At 69.2% G+C, this 15,834-nt stretch carries 15 protein-coding genes; 14 read left to right on the top strand and 1 reads right to left on the bottom strand.

What is annotated here, in order from left to right; genetic code table 11:
• From JCR33_RS02940 to JCR33_RS02875, 14 genes are all read left to right on the top strand, one after another.
• Complete coding sequence (locus JCR33_RS02940; RefSeq protein WP_198880492.1) at positions 1-1,164, top strand: mandelate racemase/muconate lactonizing enzyme family protein; 1,164 nt, start codon at positions 1-3, stop codon at positions 1,162-1,164.
• A gap of 158 nt (positions 1,165-1,322) precedes the next feature.
• On the top strand, positions 1,323-1,913 hold the full coding sequence (locus JCR33_RS02935) for a LysE family translocator (protein ID WP_198880491.1): 591 nt from the start codon (positions 1,323-1,325) through the stop codon (positions 1,911-1,913).
• Between the two features lie 279 nt (positions 1,914-2,192).
• Complete coding sequence (locus JCR33_RS02930) at positions 2,193-2,909, top strand: GntR family transcriptional regulator (protein WP_198880490.1); 717 nt, start codon at positions 2,193-2,195, stop codon at positions 2,907-2,909.
• Position 2,910: 1 nt separating this feature from the next.
• Positions 2,911-3,750 carry an ABC transporter permease gene (locus JCR33_RS02925; protein WP_198880489.1) on the top strand — a complete coding sequence of 280 codons (840 nt, stop codon included), beginning with the start codon at positions 2,911-2,913 and terminating at the stop codon, positions 3,748-3,750.
• Between the two features lie 38 nt (positions 3,751-3,788).
• Positions 3,789-4,826: an ABC transporter substrate-binding protein gene (locus JCR33_RS02920; RefSeq protein WP_198880488.1), complete on the top strand. Its 1,038-nt coding sequence runs from the start codon at positions 3,789-3,791 to the stop codon at positions 4,824-4,826.
• 63 nt (positions 4,827-4,889) lie between these two features.
• Positions 4,890-5,723, top strand: coding sequence for an ABC transporter ATP-binding protein (locus JCR33_RS02915; RefSeq protein ID WP_198880487.1), 834 nt, complete (start codon positions 4,890-4,892; stop codon positions 5,721-5,723).
• Complete coding sequence (locus JCR33_RS02910) at positions 5,720-6,391, top strand: cysteine hydrolase family protein (RefSeq protein WP_198880486.1); 672 nt, start codon at positions 5,720-5,722, stop codon at positions 6,389-6,391. Before JCR33_RS02915 ends, JCR33_RS02910 begins: the two co-directional genes overlap by 4 nt.
• Positions 6,392-6,419: 28 nt before the next feature.
• The gene (locus JCR33_RS02905) at positions 6,420-7,583 is read left to right on the top strand and encodes an alpha/beta hydrolase family protein (RefSeq protein ID WP_198880485.1); all 1,164 of its coding nucleotides are present in this window, start codon (positions 6,420-6,422) and stop codon (positions 7,581-7,583) included.
• Between the two features lie 14 nt (positions 7,584-7,597).
• A complete protein-coding gene (locus JCR33_RS02900; RefSeq protein WP_198880484.1) occupies positions 7,598-8,827 on the top strand; it encodes an amidohydrolase family protein in 1,230 nt (409 codons plus the stop codon).
• A gap of 15 nt (positions 8,828-8,842) precedes the next feature.
• Positions 8,843-9,994: a C45 family autoproteolytic acyltransferase/hydolase gene (locus JCR33_RS02895; RefSeq protein WP_198880483.1), complete on the top strand. Its 1,152-nt coding sequence runs from the start codon at positions 8,843-8,845 to the stop codon at positions 9,992-9,994.
• Positions 9,991-10,824: a polysaccharide deacetylase family protein gene (locus tag JCR33_RS02890; protein ID WP_198880482.1), complete on the top strand. Its 834-nt coding sequence runs from the start codon at positions 9,991-9,993 to the stop codon at positions 10,822-10,824. The genes JCR33_RS02895 and JCR33_RS02890 overlap by 4 nt, the downstream gene beginning before the upstream one ends.
• A 42-nt stretch (positions 10,825-10,866) precedes the next feature.
• Positions 10,867-12,012 carry a Gfo/Idh/MocA family protein gene (locus JCR33_RS02885; protein WP_198880481.1) on the top strand — a complete coding sequence of 382 codons (1,146 nt, stop codon included), beginning with the start codon at positions 10,867-10,869 and terminating at the stop codon, positions 12,010-12,012.
• Between the two features lie 76 nt (positions 12,013-12,088).
• Positions 12,089-13,159 (top strand): amidohydrolase family protein, encoded by a 1,071-nt coding sequence (locus JCR33_RS02880; RefSeq protein ID WP_198880480.1) that lies wholly within the window; start codon positions 12,089-12,091, stop codon positions 13,157-13,159.
• A 151-nt stretch (positions 13,160-13,310) separates the two neighbouring features.
• Positions 13,311-13,703, top strand: a complete 393-nt coding sequence (locus JCR33_RS02875; RefSeq protein ID WP_198880479.1) for a response regulator — start codon at positions 13,311-13,313, stop codon at positions 13,701-13,703.
• A gap of 20 nt (positions 13,704-13,723) precedes the next feature.
• Here the strand turns inward: JCR33_RS02875 and JCR33_RS02870 are convergent, their stop codons facing one another.
• Complete coding sequence (locus JCR33_RS02870; protein ID WP_198880478.1) at positions 13,724-15,157, bottom strand: amidohydrolase family protein; 1,434 nt, start codon at positions 15,155-15,157, stop codon at positions 13,724-13,726.
• Between the last annotated feature and the right edge of the window lie 677 nt (positions 15,158-15,834).

Genomic DNA, 15,834 nt, shown 5'->3' with positions numbered 1-15,834 from the left:
ATGACGCCGCGCCTCGTCCGCCTCCGCTCCCACACCGTGCCGGTCTCGGCGAAGACGGCGTGGATCGTCCTCGAAGCCGCCCTCGAGGACGGCACCGTCGGCTATGGGGAGGCTTCGCTGTTCGGCGAGGAGGCCGCCGTCGTCGCCGAGGTCGCGGCGTTCGATGCGGCGCTCGGCGAGGGCCTTCCCGTCGTCGGCCCGGTGCTCGCCGTGCTCCACCAGGTGGGCACGCCCCCGGCGCGAGCGGTGCTGAAGAGCGGGCTCGAAGGCGCGCTTCTCGACGGGCTCGCGCGGCGGGCGGGGCTTCCCCTCTGCGCCCTCCTCGGCGGCCCCTACCGGCCGCGCATCCCCGCCTACGCCAACATCAACCGCGGCACGCTCGATCGCTCGCCGGAGGGCTTCGGCCGCCGGGCGCGGGAGATCGTCGCCACCGAGGGCTATCGCGAGATCAAGATCGCCCCATTCGACGGGGTGCGGTGGCGCGAGGCGAACGCGGACGCCCTCGCGGCGGGGCTCGCCCGCATCGCCGCCGTGCGCGAGGCCGTCGGGCCGGAGGTCGGCATCCGCGTCGACTGCCACGGCCGCTTCAACCGGCCGATGGCCGAGCGCGTCGTCGCCGCCGTCGCGGCGCTCGATCTCGTCTGGATCGAGGACCCTCTCGATCCAGACTGCCCCGCCGAGGATCGGCGTGCCGTGCGCGATGCCGCCCACCGCGCCGGCATGATGGTCGCGGGCGGCGAAGCCATCGCGACCCTCGCGGACGCCCGCCGCTTCGTCGCCGAAGGCGGGCACGACGTCATGCTGCCCGACCTGCGCGAGACTGGCATCCTCGACGGCCTCGCGATCCTGCGCCTCGCCGTTGCCGCCGGCCTCCATGCGAGTCTCCACAACCCGGCGGGGCCGGTGCTCGACGCGCTGTCGCGGCAGGTGGCGGCGGCGCTCCCCTCCTTCCTCGTCCTGGAGCGGCAGGTCGGCGAGAGCCCGCTCTACGACGCGCTGCGCGGCGGGACCTCCGTGCCCGTCACCGACGGCACGGTCGGCCTCGACGAAGGCCCCGGCATCGGCTTCGCGCCCGACCCGGCGACGCTCGCGGAGGCCGCCCGCACGCCGCTCGCCCTCGCCCGCTCCTTCGCCGGCATCCCCGGCGCCGGCCCGAACGCCTGAGAGGGGTCGACGGCGAACGTTGAAGCGGCGCGCGGCGGCTGCTAGCCAGTCAATCTCGCCCGAGCGTCCGCTCGCGGCATGGTCCTCTGCCAACGATGGTCGGCGGGCACCGTCTCGGCGGAGCCGCCGGCATCGCTGCGCACCCGCTCGGTATGTCGATGCTTGAATTCGCTGCGGCCATCGTCTTTCTCATGGGGACCCCGGGGCCGGGGGTCCTGTCGGCCGCGGGCGTCGGCTCCGCCTACGGCGCGCGGGCGGGCGGGGCCTACGTGGCCGGCCTCTTCGTCGGCAACTATCTGGTCGTGGGGCTCGTCGTCTCCGGCATCGCCGCCCTCGCGCTGGCGCTTCCCTGGCTGCGCATGCTGCTCTTGTGGGGATCGGTCAGCTATCTCCTCTACCTCGCGGCCAAGATCGCGCTCGCCGGCAGCCGCATCGCCTTCATCCACCGCGAGTCGCCGCCGGGCTTCTGGAACGGCGTGGTGTTCCAGCCCATCAACCCCAAGGCCTATGCGGTCAACACCGCCCTCTTCTCCGGCTTCGCCTTCATGCCGCAGGCGCCCGCGACCGAGGTGCTCGTCAAGGCCCTCATCATGGCCGCCATCTGGATCCCGATCCACATCGCCTGGCTGTTCCTCGGCGTGACGCTGCGCCGGCTCGACCTCTCCGAAACCGCCAATCGCGCGATCAACTTCGTGATGGCGTTCGCGATGGTCGCGGTGGTCGCGATCGCCATCACCGCCCAGTTCTGAGCGGCGCGACCCGCCGGCAAGGCGGCACGCCGGGCGGCCGACGGATTGACCCGCGGGCCGCCCGCACGGCATTCTGGAATCTGGCAATCCTCTGCTCGCCCTAGCGGGATTTGCCTGCGGTTTGGTCAATTAGCGCCCAAATCTTCGCCGCCTGCGGTGCGGGATCCCCACTTGACGGTATCTATCAGACGTTGATTGTATATGATCTGTTGGATGGGCCGATCGGGACGGCGCATTCGAGCCCATCGATTGTGACATGAACGGACGGAGCGGAGCCGAATGATCGACACGCCGTCGCCCTCCCCGCGCCGCCCGCAGCCCCCGGCGGCGGCGCTCGCCCCGCCACCGGTGGACGGACGCACCAAGTCCGCCATCATCGCCGACTCGGTGCGCACCCGCATCGTCGAAGGCTATCTCGCACCGGGCGAGCGCATCACCTTGCGCATGCTCGCCGAGGAGTTCGACTGCAGCGCCATTCCGGCGCGCGAGGCGATGCGCCTCCTGGAATCGGACAAGCTGATCATCTTCGTGCCGCACGGCGGCGCGCGGGTGGCCGACGTCAGCGTCGACGACATCATCCATCTCACCGAAGCGCGCGCCCTCTTGGAGCCGGAGGCCACCTGCCTCGCCGCCCAGAAGATCGATCACGCCGGCATCGAGCGGCTCGAAATCATGCTGGGCAAGATGTCGTCGCTGAGCCTTGCCGACGACGGCGACGGCTATTCCCGGCTCAACCGCGCCTTCCATTCCGCGATCCTCGCCCACTGCCCGAACCGCCACCTCGCCGATCTCATCGACAACCTCTGGGACAAGGCGGAATGGGGGCGGATCGTCCATCGCCTCGACCCGGGTCACACCCGCGTCTCCCTCGGTCAGCACGAGGAGATCGTCGCTGCCATCCGGGCGGGCGAGCTCGACCGGCTGCGCAAGGTGGCGATCGCGCATAGCCGCTTCGGGCTGCAGTCGCTGCGCCGCGTCCTCACCCGCAGGAGGTAGGATGACGCTGTCCACCGCCGACGATGCCCTGAGCCCCGCCGCCGACGCCGCCAAGCCGCGTCGGCGCCTCCTCACGTCGCCGTTGGCGCTGCGCCTCGCGCCGCTCCTCTTCGTCGCCCTCCTCATCGCGATCTGGCAGGTCTCGGTCGACGCCTTCGAGATTCCGCCCTTCCTGCTGCCCTCGCCGCTCGCCATCGTCACGCTGATGTACAACGAGTGGGGGCTCATCCAGATGCATGCCCTCTCCACCATCGGCTCGATCGTCAGCGGCTACTTCGCGGCCGTCGTCTTCGCCCTGTCGATCTCGGCGCTGATGATCCGCTTCCGCGTGGTGGAGGCGATCATCATGCCGATCTTCGTGGCGCTCCAGAGCGTGCCCAAGATCGCCATCGCGCCGCTGATCCTCGTCTGGGTCGGCGCGGGCATGGGCTCGAAGATCCTCGTGGTCGCCTCGATCGCCTTCTTTCCCATCGTCATCAACACCATGGCCGGCTTCAAGCAGGTCGATCAGGGGCTGACGGACGTGTTCCGCTCGGTCGCCGCCAACGAGCGGCAGACTCTCTTCATGCTGCGCCTGCCCTACGCCATCCCCTACATCTTCGCCGGCCTCAGGATCGCCACCACCCTTTCGGTGCTCGGCGCCATCGTCGCGGAGTGGCTCGCCGCCTCCAACGGCATCGGCTACCTCGTGCTGTCCGGCAGCTTCAACTTCAACACCGCCCGCTCCTTCGCGGCCGTGATCGTGCTCGCGGTCATCGGCACCGTCTTCTTTACCTCCATGTCGTGGGTGGAACGCCGGATTTCCTGGAAGGTCGACAGCCAGACCAGCACCAACATCTGACGCGCTCGCTCGTCGGCGAGCCAATCGAAGAGGACGATATGGCCCTTCTCAAGACGCTGTCCCGCGCCGCCACCGCAGGTGCCCTCTCCGCCCTGGTCTCGCTCGGCGCCATCGACGCCGCGGCGGCGATGGACGACGTAACGCTGCGGATCAACTTCACCCCCTGGGGCATGCACGCGCCACTCTACGGCGGGCTGAAGCAGGGGTTCTTCGAGGACGAAGGCATCAACCTCACCATTCGTCCGCCCTCCGCCGGCCAGCAGAACGAGGTGTTCATCGGCACCGGGCGGGAGGAGTTCGGCCTCGCCAACGCCGACTCCTTCATCAAGGCGCGCGCCTCGGGCCTGCCCGTCATCGCCTTCATGGCCGACGAGCCCGACACCCCCTTCTCCGTGATCACCCTCAAGGAGAGCGGCATCGACACGCCCGAGGAGATGAAGGGCAAGAAGCTCTCCTGGTTCCAGACCAACGTGAAGGGCCTCGTGGAGCCGCTCTTCAAGGCCGGCGGACTGACGCTCGACGACGTGGAGTTCGTGGTGGTGTCGCGCGGCGCCGAGCAGCAGATGCTTGCCGCCGGCCAGGTCGACGCCCTCTTCGGCTACTCCTTCGGCCAGGCGCTCACCATGGAGATGCGCGGCTATCCCACCAACGTGATGGCGCTCTCCGACTATGGCGTGAAGTTCTACGGCACCGTGTTCTACACCAGCGAGAGCCTCCTCGCCGACGACCCCGACCTCGTGGAGCGCTTCGCCCGCGCGGTGCTGAAGAGCTACATGTGGGCCGACGAGAACAATCGCGCCGCCGTCGAGGAGATCATCAAGGTCTCGCCGGACCGCGATCTCGACCTCGAGACGAAGAAGAGCGAGATCATCTTCGACCTCTACAAGTCGCCAGACTACAAGGACAATTTCGGTAAGATGTACGCCGACAAGTGGGCGTCGTCGATCGACATTCTCGACGGGGCCGGCTTCCTCGACACCAAGCCCGCGCCCGAGGATCTCTTCACCAACGCGATCGTGGAGAAGCTGCCGGAGTCCGCCGCACTCGCCAAGCAGCTCCAGGGCTCGGGAAGCTGAGGCGCCCGCGCCCCCATCCGCCGGGCCGCGCCGCGGCGCGCCCGGCCAACCGTGGCCACTGACATGTCCATCGCCGAACCCGCCGCCGCCCCAACCACCGCCGACGCCGGCTCCTCGTCCGCCATCTCGATCCGCGACCTGCGCGTGGTCTACGGCGTCGGCGACGCGAGCCGTGCCGTCACCGCGGTGGAGGCCGTCGACCTCGAGGTGGAGGAAGGCTCCTTCGTTTCCCTCGTCGGCCCGTCCGGCTGCGGAAAATCGACGCTCCTCAAGGTCGTCGCCGACCTGTTGCGGCCGACGAGCGGCCACGTCGCGATCGGCGGCCGGCCACCGTCGGCGATGCGCGAGGAGGGCCGCGTCGGCTTCGTCTTCCAGCAAGCCAATCTGATGCCCTGGCTCAAGGCGCGCGACAACGTCTCGCTCTTGCGCCGCATCGTGAAGGGCCGCGGCCTCGCCGCCGATCGGGCCGTCCTCGACGTCGACGAGCTCCTCTCGGTCGTCGGTCTCGAGGGCTTCGAGGACAAGCGGCCGAGCGAGCTCTCCGGCGGCATGCAGCAGCGCGTGGCGCTCGCCCGCGCGCTCGCCCTCGACCCCAACATCCTGTTGATGGACGAGCCCTTCGCCGCGCTCGACGAGATCACCCGCGAGCGGATGGCGGTCGAACTCCTGCGCGTCTGGTCCCGCTACAGGAAGACCGTGCTGTTCGTCACCCACTCGCTGGAGGAGGCGGTGCTCCTGTCCGACAAGGTGGTGCTGATGGCCGCCCGCCCCGGCCGTATCCACCAGATCTTCGACGTCTCGATCCCCCGCCCGCGCGACCGCGAGACCCGCCTCACCGACGCGTTCCACGAGACGGTGCGGGAGGTGAGCCGCGAGCTCTATAAGGTGATGGCATGACGATGCACGACTTCGACCCGGCCTGGCTCGCCTCGAGCGCCCTCCTCCTCGTCGACATGAACCGCTCCCACCTCGACCACGAGATCGGCCACCTGCTGGTGGAAAAGTCCGAGGCGGACCGCATCATCGCCCGCGCCGCGGAGGTGCGCGAGGCGTGGGCTCTCGCCGGCCGACCGGTGATCTTCGTGCGCACCCATCACCGCTACGACCCGGCGAGCGGCACGATCGTCGACAACCACAACCCGTTCTGGAAGGCGCAGCAGGCGAGCGCCATTCCGGGTCTCGGCAAGAAGCGCAAGTCGATGGCGATCGAGGGCTCGCCGGTGACCGAGATCGTGCCCGCTCTCGCCCCCCGGCCCGGCGAGCACACGGTGTTCAAGCACCGCTACAGCCCCTTCCACGGCACCGACCTCGACATGCTGCTGCGCAACCTCAAGGTCGACACGCTGGTGGTGGCGGGCGTCAACACCAACAACTGCGTGCTGTGCACCTGCTTCGAGGCGTTCAACCGCGACTATCGCGTGGTGCTGATGGACGACGTCTGCGCCTCCATGAACGGACCCGACTATCACGCGCGCGCCGTCGCCCTCATCGAGGCGGCGCTCGCCTGGGTGGTGCCCTCGCACAAGGTCATCAGCGTCGCCAAGGGGCTGCCGGCGGCCGCCTGACCATCCAGAAAGACACGGAGTGATCGGCATGATCCGCAGAAGCGGTCAGCAATGGGTGATGGACCAGCTCTTCCGGATTGCCGGTCACGACCTTCTCTTCCCCGGCGCCCTCGGCTTTCGCCTGGAGCGCGGCTACCGCTACGCCGAGGTGGAGCGGACCATGGAGCGGGTCCAGACGTTCCGCCAGAACGCCCGCGAGTGGGCGAAGACGGCCGCCCAACTCGAAGCGATGGCGCAGACCGCTGAGGCCCGCGGCCACACCGTCACGGCACGGGAATTCTACTATCGCGCGTCGATCTACTATGGCCGCGGCCAATGGTCGATCCTGCGCGACACCGACGAGAAGCGCGCGCTCTACGACAAGTGCGTCGCCGCCTTCGAGAAGGTGGTCGCCTCCTCCGACGGCGCCATCGAGCGCGTCGCCCTCGATGTCGAGGGCGAGACCGTCTACGGCGTGCTCCACCTGCCGCCAGAACGGACGGGGCCGGTGCCCGCGGTGGTGTTCTTCCCCGGCATGGACATGTTCAAGGAAGAGTTCCCCGACGTTCAGAACAACGCCTTCGCCAAGCGCGGCCTCGCCGTCCTCAGCCTCGACGGTCCCGGTCAGGGTGAGACGCGGGTGAAGGGCTGCACCGTCACCGACGAGAAGTACGTCAAGGCCGGCAAGGCGGCGATCGACTGGCTGGTGGCGCGCGAGGAGATCGACGCCGGGCGCATCGCCGTGTCGGGCGCGAGCTTCGGCTCCTACTGGGCGCCGATGGTGGCCGCCCACGACGACCGCGTGAAGGCCTGCGCCGGCATCATGGGCGTGCTCTATTCGATGACGCCGATCTTCGAGCTCGCGCCGCCGAGCTTCAAGGCCAACTTCATGTACATGGCCGGCATCGAGGACGAGGACGACTTCGACCGCATGGCCGCCCGGATGGGGCTCTCGTGCGTCGGCGCGAAGATCACCTGCCCCACCCTCATCACCCAGGGCGATTGCGACTTTCTCTGCCCCGTCGAGGGAGCCGACCGCTTCTTCTGCGAGCTCGCGGGGCCCAAGGAGATGTGGCTCTTCGAGAACGAATATCACCCGCTCGGCGGAGTGATGGCCCACCTCATCCCCTGGCTCGCCGATTGGCTCAACGACGCCTTCGCCGGCAAGTTCGCCGCCGACCACGCCGTGCGCACCGTCCACGAACCGCTCTGACACCGGACCCTTCGATGCCCGATCTCGTTATCAAGAACGCTTCCGTTCCCGCCTGGGGCGACCAGCTCGTCGACATCGCCATCGAGGGGGAGACCATCGCCGGCGTCGCGCCGAGCATCCAGGCCGATTGTCCGGTCCACGACGCCGAGGGGCTGCTCGTCGCCGCCGGCCTCGTCGAGACCCACATCCACCTCGACAAGTCGCGCATCATCGACCGCTGCGAGCCTGAGACGAAGCGGCTGCCGGAGGCGGTGCGCCGCGTCTCCGACGTCAAGCACACCTTCACCGTGGAGGACGTCGTCGCCCGCGCCGACGAGACGGTGCGCAACGCCGTCGCCAACGGCACCACGCGCATGCGCACCCATGTGGAGGTGGACCCCAAGGTGGGCATGCGCGGCTTCGAGGGCGTGCAGGAGGTGGCGAAGCGCTGGAAGTGGGCGATCGACATCGAGATCTGCGTGTTCCCGCAGGAGGGGCTGACGAACAGTCCCGGCACCGACGAATTGATGGTGGAGGGGCTGAAGCGCGGGGCGACCGCCGTCGGGGCGGCACCGGGCTATGACACCGACCATGCCGGGCAGATCCGCCGCGTCTTCGAGCTCGCCCGCGAATTCGACGTCGACATCGACATGCACCTCGACTTCGGCAACACGCCGGACGATCTCGACGCCATCCTCACCTGCGAGCTCGCCAAGGAGCACGGCTACGAGGGCCGCGTCGCGATCGGCCACGCCACCAAGCTGTCGACGCTCTCCGTCGACAAGCAGAAGGAGGTCGCGTTGCGCCTCGCCGATGCGGGCGTCGCCGTCACGGTGCTGCCGGCGACCGACCTCTTCCTGATGGGCCGCGACCAGGACCACAACGTGCGCCGCGGCCTCGTCGACGCCAACATGTTCGCCGAGCACGGCTGCAACTGCTCGCTGTCGACGAACAACATCCTGAACCCCTTCACCCCCTACGGCGACTGCTCGCTGATCCGCATGGCGAACCTCCATGCCAACGTGCTCCAGGTGAGCCACAAGGAGCGCCTCGCCGACTGCTTCGCCATGCTGACCGACCGCTCGGCGAAGCTCCTCAACCTGAAGGACTACGGGATCGCGGCCGGCAATCCCGCCGATCTCGTGATCATCGACGCGGCGTCCCCGGCGGATGCCGTCGCCCGCATCGCCCAGCCGCTCGCCGTGTTCAAGCGCGGCCGGCGGACGGTGACACGCACCCGCCCCGAACTCCACCCGCCCCACTGAGGAAAGGATCCGCCCGTGACCCCGTCCCTGCGCGCCTTCCCCGTCCTCGATCTTTCCGGCGACGATCCGGAGGCGCACGGCCGTCTCCACGGCGAGCGCTTCACCGCCTCGGTGGCGCATAATCTCGCCACCTATCTCGCCCGCTTCGAGGCCTCGGGCCTCGACCGGGATGCGGCGATCGCGGAAGGCGCGCGGTGGGCTGGCGCCATCGCCGAGGCCGCCCCCGCCTACGCCGCCGAGATGCGCGGCATCGCCGCCGGCGCGGGCCGCACGCTCGGCGAGATCGCTCTTCTCAACGCGCGCTACGAGATCGCCTTCACCCTTTTCGGCCGCGAGGCGCGCAAGGCCGACGGGCCCGCCGCCGAGCCCGACGGCTGCACCACCGCCGGCCTCCTCGGCGAGGCCTGCGCCGATGGTCACACCCGGCTGCTGCAGAATTGGGACTGGATCTCCACGATCCGCGGCCACTGCCTGGTGCTGCGCGTGGCGCGGCGGGAGAAGCCCGCCTTCGTGGCGCTGACCGAGGCCGGCATCGTCGGCGGCAAGATGGGGCTCAACGCCGCCGGCATCGGGCTGGTGGAAAACGGCCTCGCCGGCGCCGTCGACGGCAAGAACCCCTACGAGAAGCCGTTCCACGTGCGCTGCCGCGAGGTGCTCGACGGCGAGACGCTGCACGATGCGATGCGCCCGGTGGTGGCGACGCGCCGCACCGCCTCAGCGAATTTCGTGATCGGCTGCGCCACCGGCGAGGTGATCGACCTCGAGACGAGCCCGGACCTTGCGACCCCACTCCATCCCGTCGACGGCGTGGTCTCCCACTCTAACCACTTCCTCGACCCCCGCCACGGCCCCTCGCAGATGGAGCGCATCAGCCCGTCGACCCTCTTCCGCGCCGAGCGGCTCGGCCGGCTGCTGCGCCGCCACGCCGGCCGCATCGGCATGGCAGAGATCCGGGCAGCGCTCGCCGACCACACCTCCTATCCGCACGGCATCTGCCGCCACTCCGACCCCAAGATGCCGCCGGTGCGCCAGACGATGACGCTCGCGAGCGTCGTCCTGGACCTTTCGGCGCGGCAGATGTGGATCGCCGAGGGCACGCCCTGCGACACCGACTACGCCTTGATCCCGCTCGAGCGCGAGAGCGTGCGCGCCGGAGTCGCCGCATGACCCACATCGCCTGCCTCACCTTCGACTTCGACGTCTGGTCGGGCTTTGCGGCGCGCGACATGCAGACGCCGACGCCGATCTCCCGCGGCGAGTTCGGCCTCGTCGCCGCCCGGCGCATCCTGTCGCTCCTGAAGTCGAGGGGCGTGCGGTCCACCTGGTACGTTCCGGGCGTCATCATCGACACCCACGAGGCCGACGTCGGGCGCGTGGTGGAGGCGGGGCACGAGATCTCCCACCACGGCTACTCCCACCTCGTTCCCGCCTCGATGCCGCCGGAGCACGAGGAGGCGGAGATGGTGCAGGCGATCGAGGCGATCCGCCGCGTGTCGGGCCGGGCGCCGCGCGGCTATCGCTCGCCCTCGTGGGACCTCAGCCCGGTCACCATCGACCTCCTGCTGAAATACGGCTTCGACTACGATTCCTCCATGATGGGCGACGACTTCACCCCCTATTTCGCCCGCCGGGGCGACGTCGTGACGGTCGATGCGCCGTTCCGCTACGGCACGCCCACCCGGCTCCTCGAAATGCCGATCTCCTGGTCGCTCGACGATCATCCCTATTTCGAGTTCTTCCGCATCGGCCAGGCGGTGATGCCGGGTCTCGCCAACGCCGACATGGTGCTCGAGAACTTCCTCGGCGACTTCGAGTACATGCGCCGGCACAGCGACTGGGGCGTGCTGACCTACACCTTCCACCCCTACGTGATCGGCCGCGGGCACCGGATGCTGATGCTGGAAAAGCTCATCGACCGGCTCGGCGAGATGGGCGCCACCTTCATGGCGATGGAGGACGCCGCCGACACCTTCCTTTCGAGCCGCGCCGCGGCCTAGCCTGCCTCGCCGCCACGCGGCCAGACACCCCAAGGACAGAAGATGGCCAAGACGATCGGCATCATCGTGAACGGTGCCACCAGCGGGATCAGCAATCGCCAACACCTGCCGCAGGCGCTGGTGCCGATCATCCGTGAAGGCGGGCTCGACATCGGCGGCGAGCGCTTCGTGCCCGATCTCCTGCTCCTCGGTCGCAACGAGGCGAAGCTGAGGCGCGTCGCCGCCCAGTACGGTCTCGACAAGATCGCCACCGATCTCGACGCCGCCCTCGCCGATCCCGCCTACCCGATCTTCTTCGACAGCGGCGTGACGGGCCATCGCCCCACCGTCCTCAGGAAGGCACTCGAGGCGGGCAAGGACATCTATACCGAAAAGCCCGTGGTAACCGCGCTGGAGGACGGCAAGGCGCTGATCGCCCTCGCCACAGCGCTCGGCCGCAAGCATGGCGCGGTGGAGGACAAGTTGTTCCTGCCGGGTCTCGTCAAGCTGCGCCAGACGGCCGAGAGCGGCGTCCTCGGGCGCATCACCACCTTCCGCCTCGACTTCGGCTACTGGATCTTCTCCGGCCACGGCGCGATCCCCATGCAGCGCCCGAGTTGGAACTACCGCGCCGAGGACGGTGGCGGCCTGATGATGGATATGTTCCCCCATTGGCGCTACGTGATCGAGGGCATCCTGGGGCCGATCCGGCGCGTGGTGGCGCGGGGGTGGACGGCGCTGCCGGAGCGGGTCGACGAGACGGGCAAGCCCTTCGCCGTCGACACCGACGATTCCACCGCCGCCATCGTGGAGCTCGAGTCGGGCGCCGTCGGCGTCGTCACCAGCTCGTGGGCGACACGGGTCCACCGGGAGGACCTGTTGACCTTCCACGTCGACGGGATCGGCGGATCGGCCGTCGCCGGCCTCCACCGCTGCGCCCTGCAGCCCGCCGCCGTCACGCCGAAGACCCGCTTCGACCCCAACACCGACCTCGGCGTCGACTATCGCGAGGGCTGGGTGGACGTGCCCGAGACGCTCCCCTTCGCCAACGGCTACCGCAAGGGCTGGGAGGCGTTCCTACGCCACGTCGTCGCCGGGGCGCCCAAGGCGGCGGATCTCTCCGACGGCCTGCGCGACGTGGCGCTCGGGCGGGCCGTGTCGATCAGCTCCGCGGAAGGTCGGTGGGTCGATATGAAAGAGCTCGTCTAGAGGCCGATCCCCGCGCCGTCCGCGCGCCCCTCCCACCACCTGCGATGCGAGCGCCCACCCGCGCGAGAGGACGCCGATGACCATCTACCGCTGCGGCGCCGTCCCCGATCGCTTCGACACGATGGTGCGCGATGGCCGCGGCCGCCACCACATCGTCGACATCCACGCCCACATGGGGGTGCCCGCGGCCGCCGCGCTGGCGCAGCCCCATTTCGACCCCTCCCGCGACCCGAACGCCCGCTACACCTCCCCCGCCTCGCAGGCGGTGAACCGCCGGATGGCCGAAACGATCCGCCCCGCCCTCACCACGGTGGAGGCGAAGCTTGCCGACATGGATCGCATGGGCATCGACATGCAGGTGCTCTCACCCGCTCCGCCGCAATACTATTATTGGGCGGATCCGGAACTCGGGCTCGCCACGTCGCGCCTCATCAACGAGGCGATCGCGGATGCCGTCGCCCGCCACCCGGACCGCTTCGCCGGCTTTGCGACGCTCCCGATTCAGGCACCGGAGCTCGCCGTGCGCGAGATGCGGCGGGCAGTCGACGAGCTCGGCCTCAAAGGCGTCGAGATCTCCACCAACGTCGACGGGCGGGAGCTCTCCGACCCCGCCTTCGCCCCGGTGTTCGCCGCCGCCGAGGACATGGGGCTCGTCGTCTTCCTGCATCCGCTCGGCTTTTCCCACGGCGAGCGTCTCGCCACGCACTATCTCAACAACATCGTCGGCAATCCGCTGGAATCGACGGTGGCGGTGAGCCATCTGATCTTCGGCGGCGTGCTCGATCGCCATCCCGGCCTCAAGATCTGCGTCGCCCACGGCGGCGGCTACCTGCCCGCCTATTCCGGCCGGATGGACCACGCCTTCCATGCGCGGGACGACTGCCGCGGCTGCCACCACCCTCCGTCGCACTACCTGAGGCGGCTCTATTTCGACACGGTGCTGTTCGACCGGACCCAGCTGCGCCATCTCGTCGAGGTCTACGGCGCCGACCATCTTCTGATGGGAACCGACCACCCGTTCGACATGGGCGAAAGCGATCCCGTCGGCTTCGTCCGCGGCACGCCGGGTCTCAGCGAGCGCGACGTCGACGCGATCCTCGGCGGCAACGCCACCGATCTCCTCTGTCTCGATCGCACGCTGCGCTGACATCCGCAGCCAAGAATCCCCGGATTTCGGGGCTTCTATAGGCATCGACTCGACTTTGGGGTCGCCGAGATGCATGTTTGCATCGCTGCTTAATTAAATTAGAAGCATGACAGCCATGAGCCCGTTCACGGGACCGGACGACCCAAGCGGCATGAGGTTGCCTTCGACGGAGCGCCTGTCCGTTCTCGTCGTGGAGGACGAGCCGCTCATCGCGATGCACCTGAAGCTCTGCGTCGAGGCGTTCGGTCACAAGGTGTGCGGCGTAGCGGCCACCGCGGACGATGCCATCGAGCTCGGCCTTACGCATCGCCCCGACGTGATGCTCACCGACTTGCGGCTGCGCGGCGGCACCTCCGGCGAACACGCCGCCCGGGTGTTGTTCGAGACGATCGGGCTGCGGGCGATCTTCGTATCCGGCAACCTCGACCCCGACATGCGGGCGCAGCTCAGCGATCTGTCGCCGATCGCGATGATCATGAAGCCGTTCGGCATCCAGGAGATCGAGCGCGCGCTCAGCCTGGTGCGACCTCCCCCGCAGTCGTGATCCACGGCCGGCCCCAAGGCTCAGCCGAAGGGGAAGGCGCGCGGACAGAGCTCCTCGATGCGGCGGCCGGCCCAGTCGCGGCCCCTCACCCCGGCGATCGCCTCGCGCTGCGCCTCTTCCAACGCCGCCGTCGCGGCGTCGAGGTCGATGGTGGTGACGCGCCCGTCGGCAACCACGCGCTCGCCGTCGACCCAGACGTCGCGGACGACGCGGCTGTCGGCGCTATAAAGCAGGGTCCGGACCGGATCGTAGATCGGCCGCATCGCGGGATCCGTGAGGTCCACCAGCACGAAGTCGGCCTTCGCGCCCGGCGCGATGCGGCCGATGTCCTCGCGCCGCAGCGCCCGGGCGCCGCCGACGGTGGCCGCGGTGAAGATGTCCGCGGCGGTGTGGTCGGCGACCGTCTCGGCGATGGTGCGGGCGGTGTAGCTCGCGGTGCGCAGCTCGGCGACCATGTCGTGGGGGTAGGTGTCGGTGCCGATTCCGACGTTCACCCCGGCGCGCTCATAGTCCCCGAAGCTGCGCAGCGCGATCCCCCGCCGCACGAACACGGTGGGACAGTGGGCAACGCTCGCCCCCCGCTCCGCGATCAGCCCCAGATCGCGCCGCGAGGTCCAGTGGAGCCACGGATGATGGTCGAGGAAGATCGCGTGGCCGAGGATCGTGCGCTCGTCGAGAATGCCGAGGCTGTCCATCCAGGCGATCGGCGTCATCCCGGTGCGGCGGAACATTTCGTGGAACTCGGCGACGCTCTGGGAGACGTGGATCTGGAAGGGCAGGTTGCGTTCGCGCGCGAAGGCGTGGCTCTCGACGAGGAGATCGGCGGTGCACGTGTCGATCTGCGCCGGCGCCACCATGGCGCTGAGGCGGCCGGAGGGATGCTGCCGCGCGCGCTCGATGAGCCGATGCGCCGCCGCCATGGCGCGCCCGCCGGCGGCACTATCCCACTCATATTCGAGGGCGTGGCCGTTGCTCGTGAACCAGCGCGCGTCGCGATACATCGGCGCGGCACAGGCCCGAATGCCGCTCTCGCCGAGAATATCGAGCCAACCCTCGAACGGCACCGACAGGTCGACCACCGTGGTGACGCCGCTCTTCAGGAGCTCGGCGACGGCGATCCGCATCGCCGCGGCCGCCCCTTCGGGCGTGGTGGTGATGACCGGCAGATATTCGTAGAGCGAGGAGTGATGGAAGCCGGGGCTCAGGATCTCGTCGGTGAGGCCGCGTCTCAGCGGCTCGGACGTCGGGTGGGTGTGAATGTCGACGAAGCCCGGCATCAGGAGACGGCCGCGGCCGGAGTGGCGCGCCGCCGCCTCCCCCTCGTAGCGCTCGCCGACGAAGACGATCGCACCATTGTCGAAGGCGATGTCGACGTCGCGCCGGTAGACGTGCCGGCCGGCCTCCGCGTCCCACAGGACCGCCCAGTCGACGTGCTCGATCACGATCGGCGCCATGACTTCTCCTCTGCCTTCCCCGACGTTCAGCGTTCAGGACGCCGGCTGCAAGTCCGCGGCCGAGTGAGGGGCGAGACGACCCGATCCAAGCAAAGTGGCTGCGAGGCCCGGCTTCGCACCTCGGTCGACGGAGTCCGGGCCCGCCACGGTCGCCATATTTCGGCGACTTAGGCGGCCGTCGGCGGCCCGTCAGTCCGACGCCTTGGCACTCCGTGGCAACTCACATCCGCCGCAAGCATCGGTCGGATGCGGATACGCGGTGCCTCGCTGAACACGATCGAGGCGCAACGGCGGAGCGCCTCAGAAGGGGCTCAGGTCACGACGCGCGGCGAGCTTATTCGTAAGGGCGTACACCTTTCCCCGATGGATTGAGAGCGGTGCGTCGATCGCTCGCGCACTCCAATCACGGATCCAGAGCCGCTGTCGCCGCCGGAAAAGGCCGGCGACGTCACCCGCACGGGTGATGCGGATCCATCCATTCGGCGGGACCCTTCACGCAACGCCTCACGCAGGCCGAGTGTTGAAGGGGTCTCGACGATGGGCAGCAGAGCAAAGGACAAGATCGCACAAAGCGCCGGCGAAGCGGCCCGTCGCGAGACGATCCGCCGGGAGGCGTCGGCGCTCGCTGCCACGGGGTTCGCCGAGGTAAGCGTGGCACGGGCACCAGCCGTCGCGGA

Source organism: Acuticoccus mangrovi (assembly GCF_016411865.1).
Classification (GTDB): domain Bacteria; phylum Pseudomonadota; class Alphaproteobacteria; order Rhizobiales; family Amorphaceae; genus Acuticoccus; species Acuticoccus mangrovi.
This window is presented reverse-complemented; position numbering and strand designations above follow the sequence as displayed.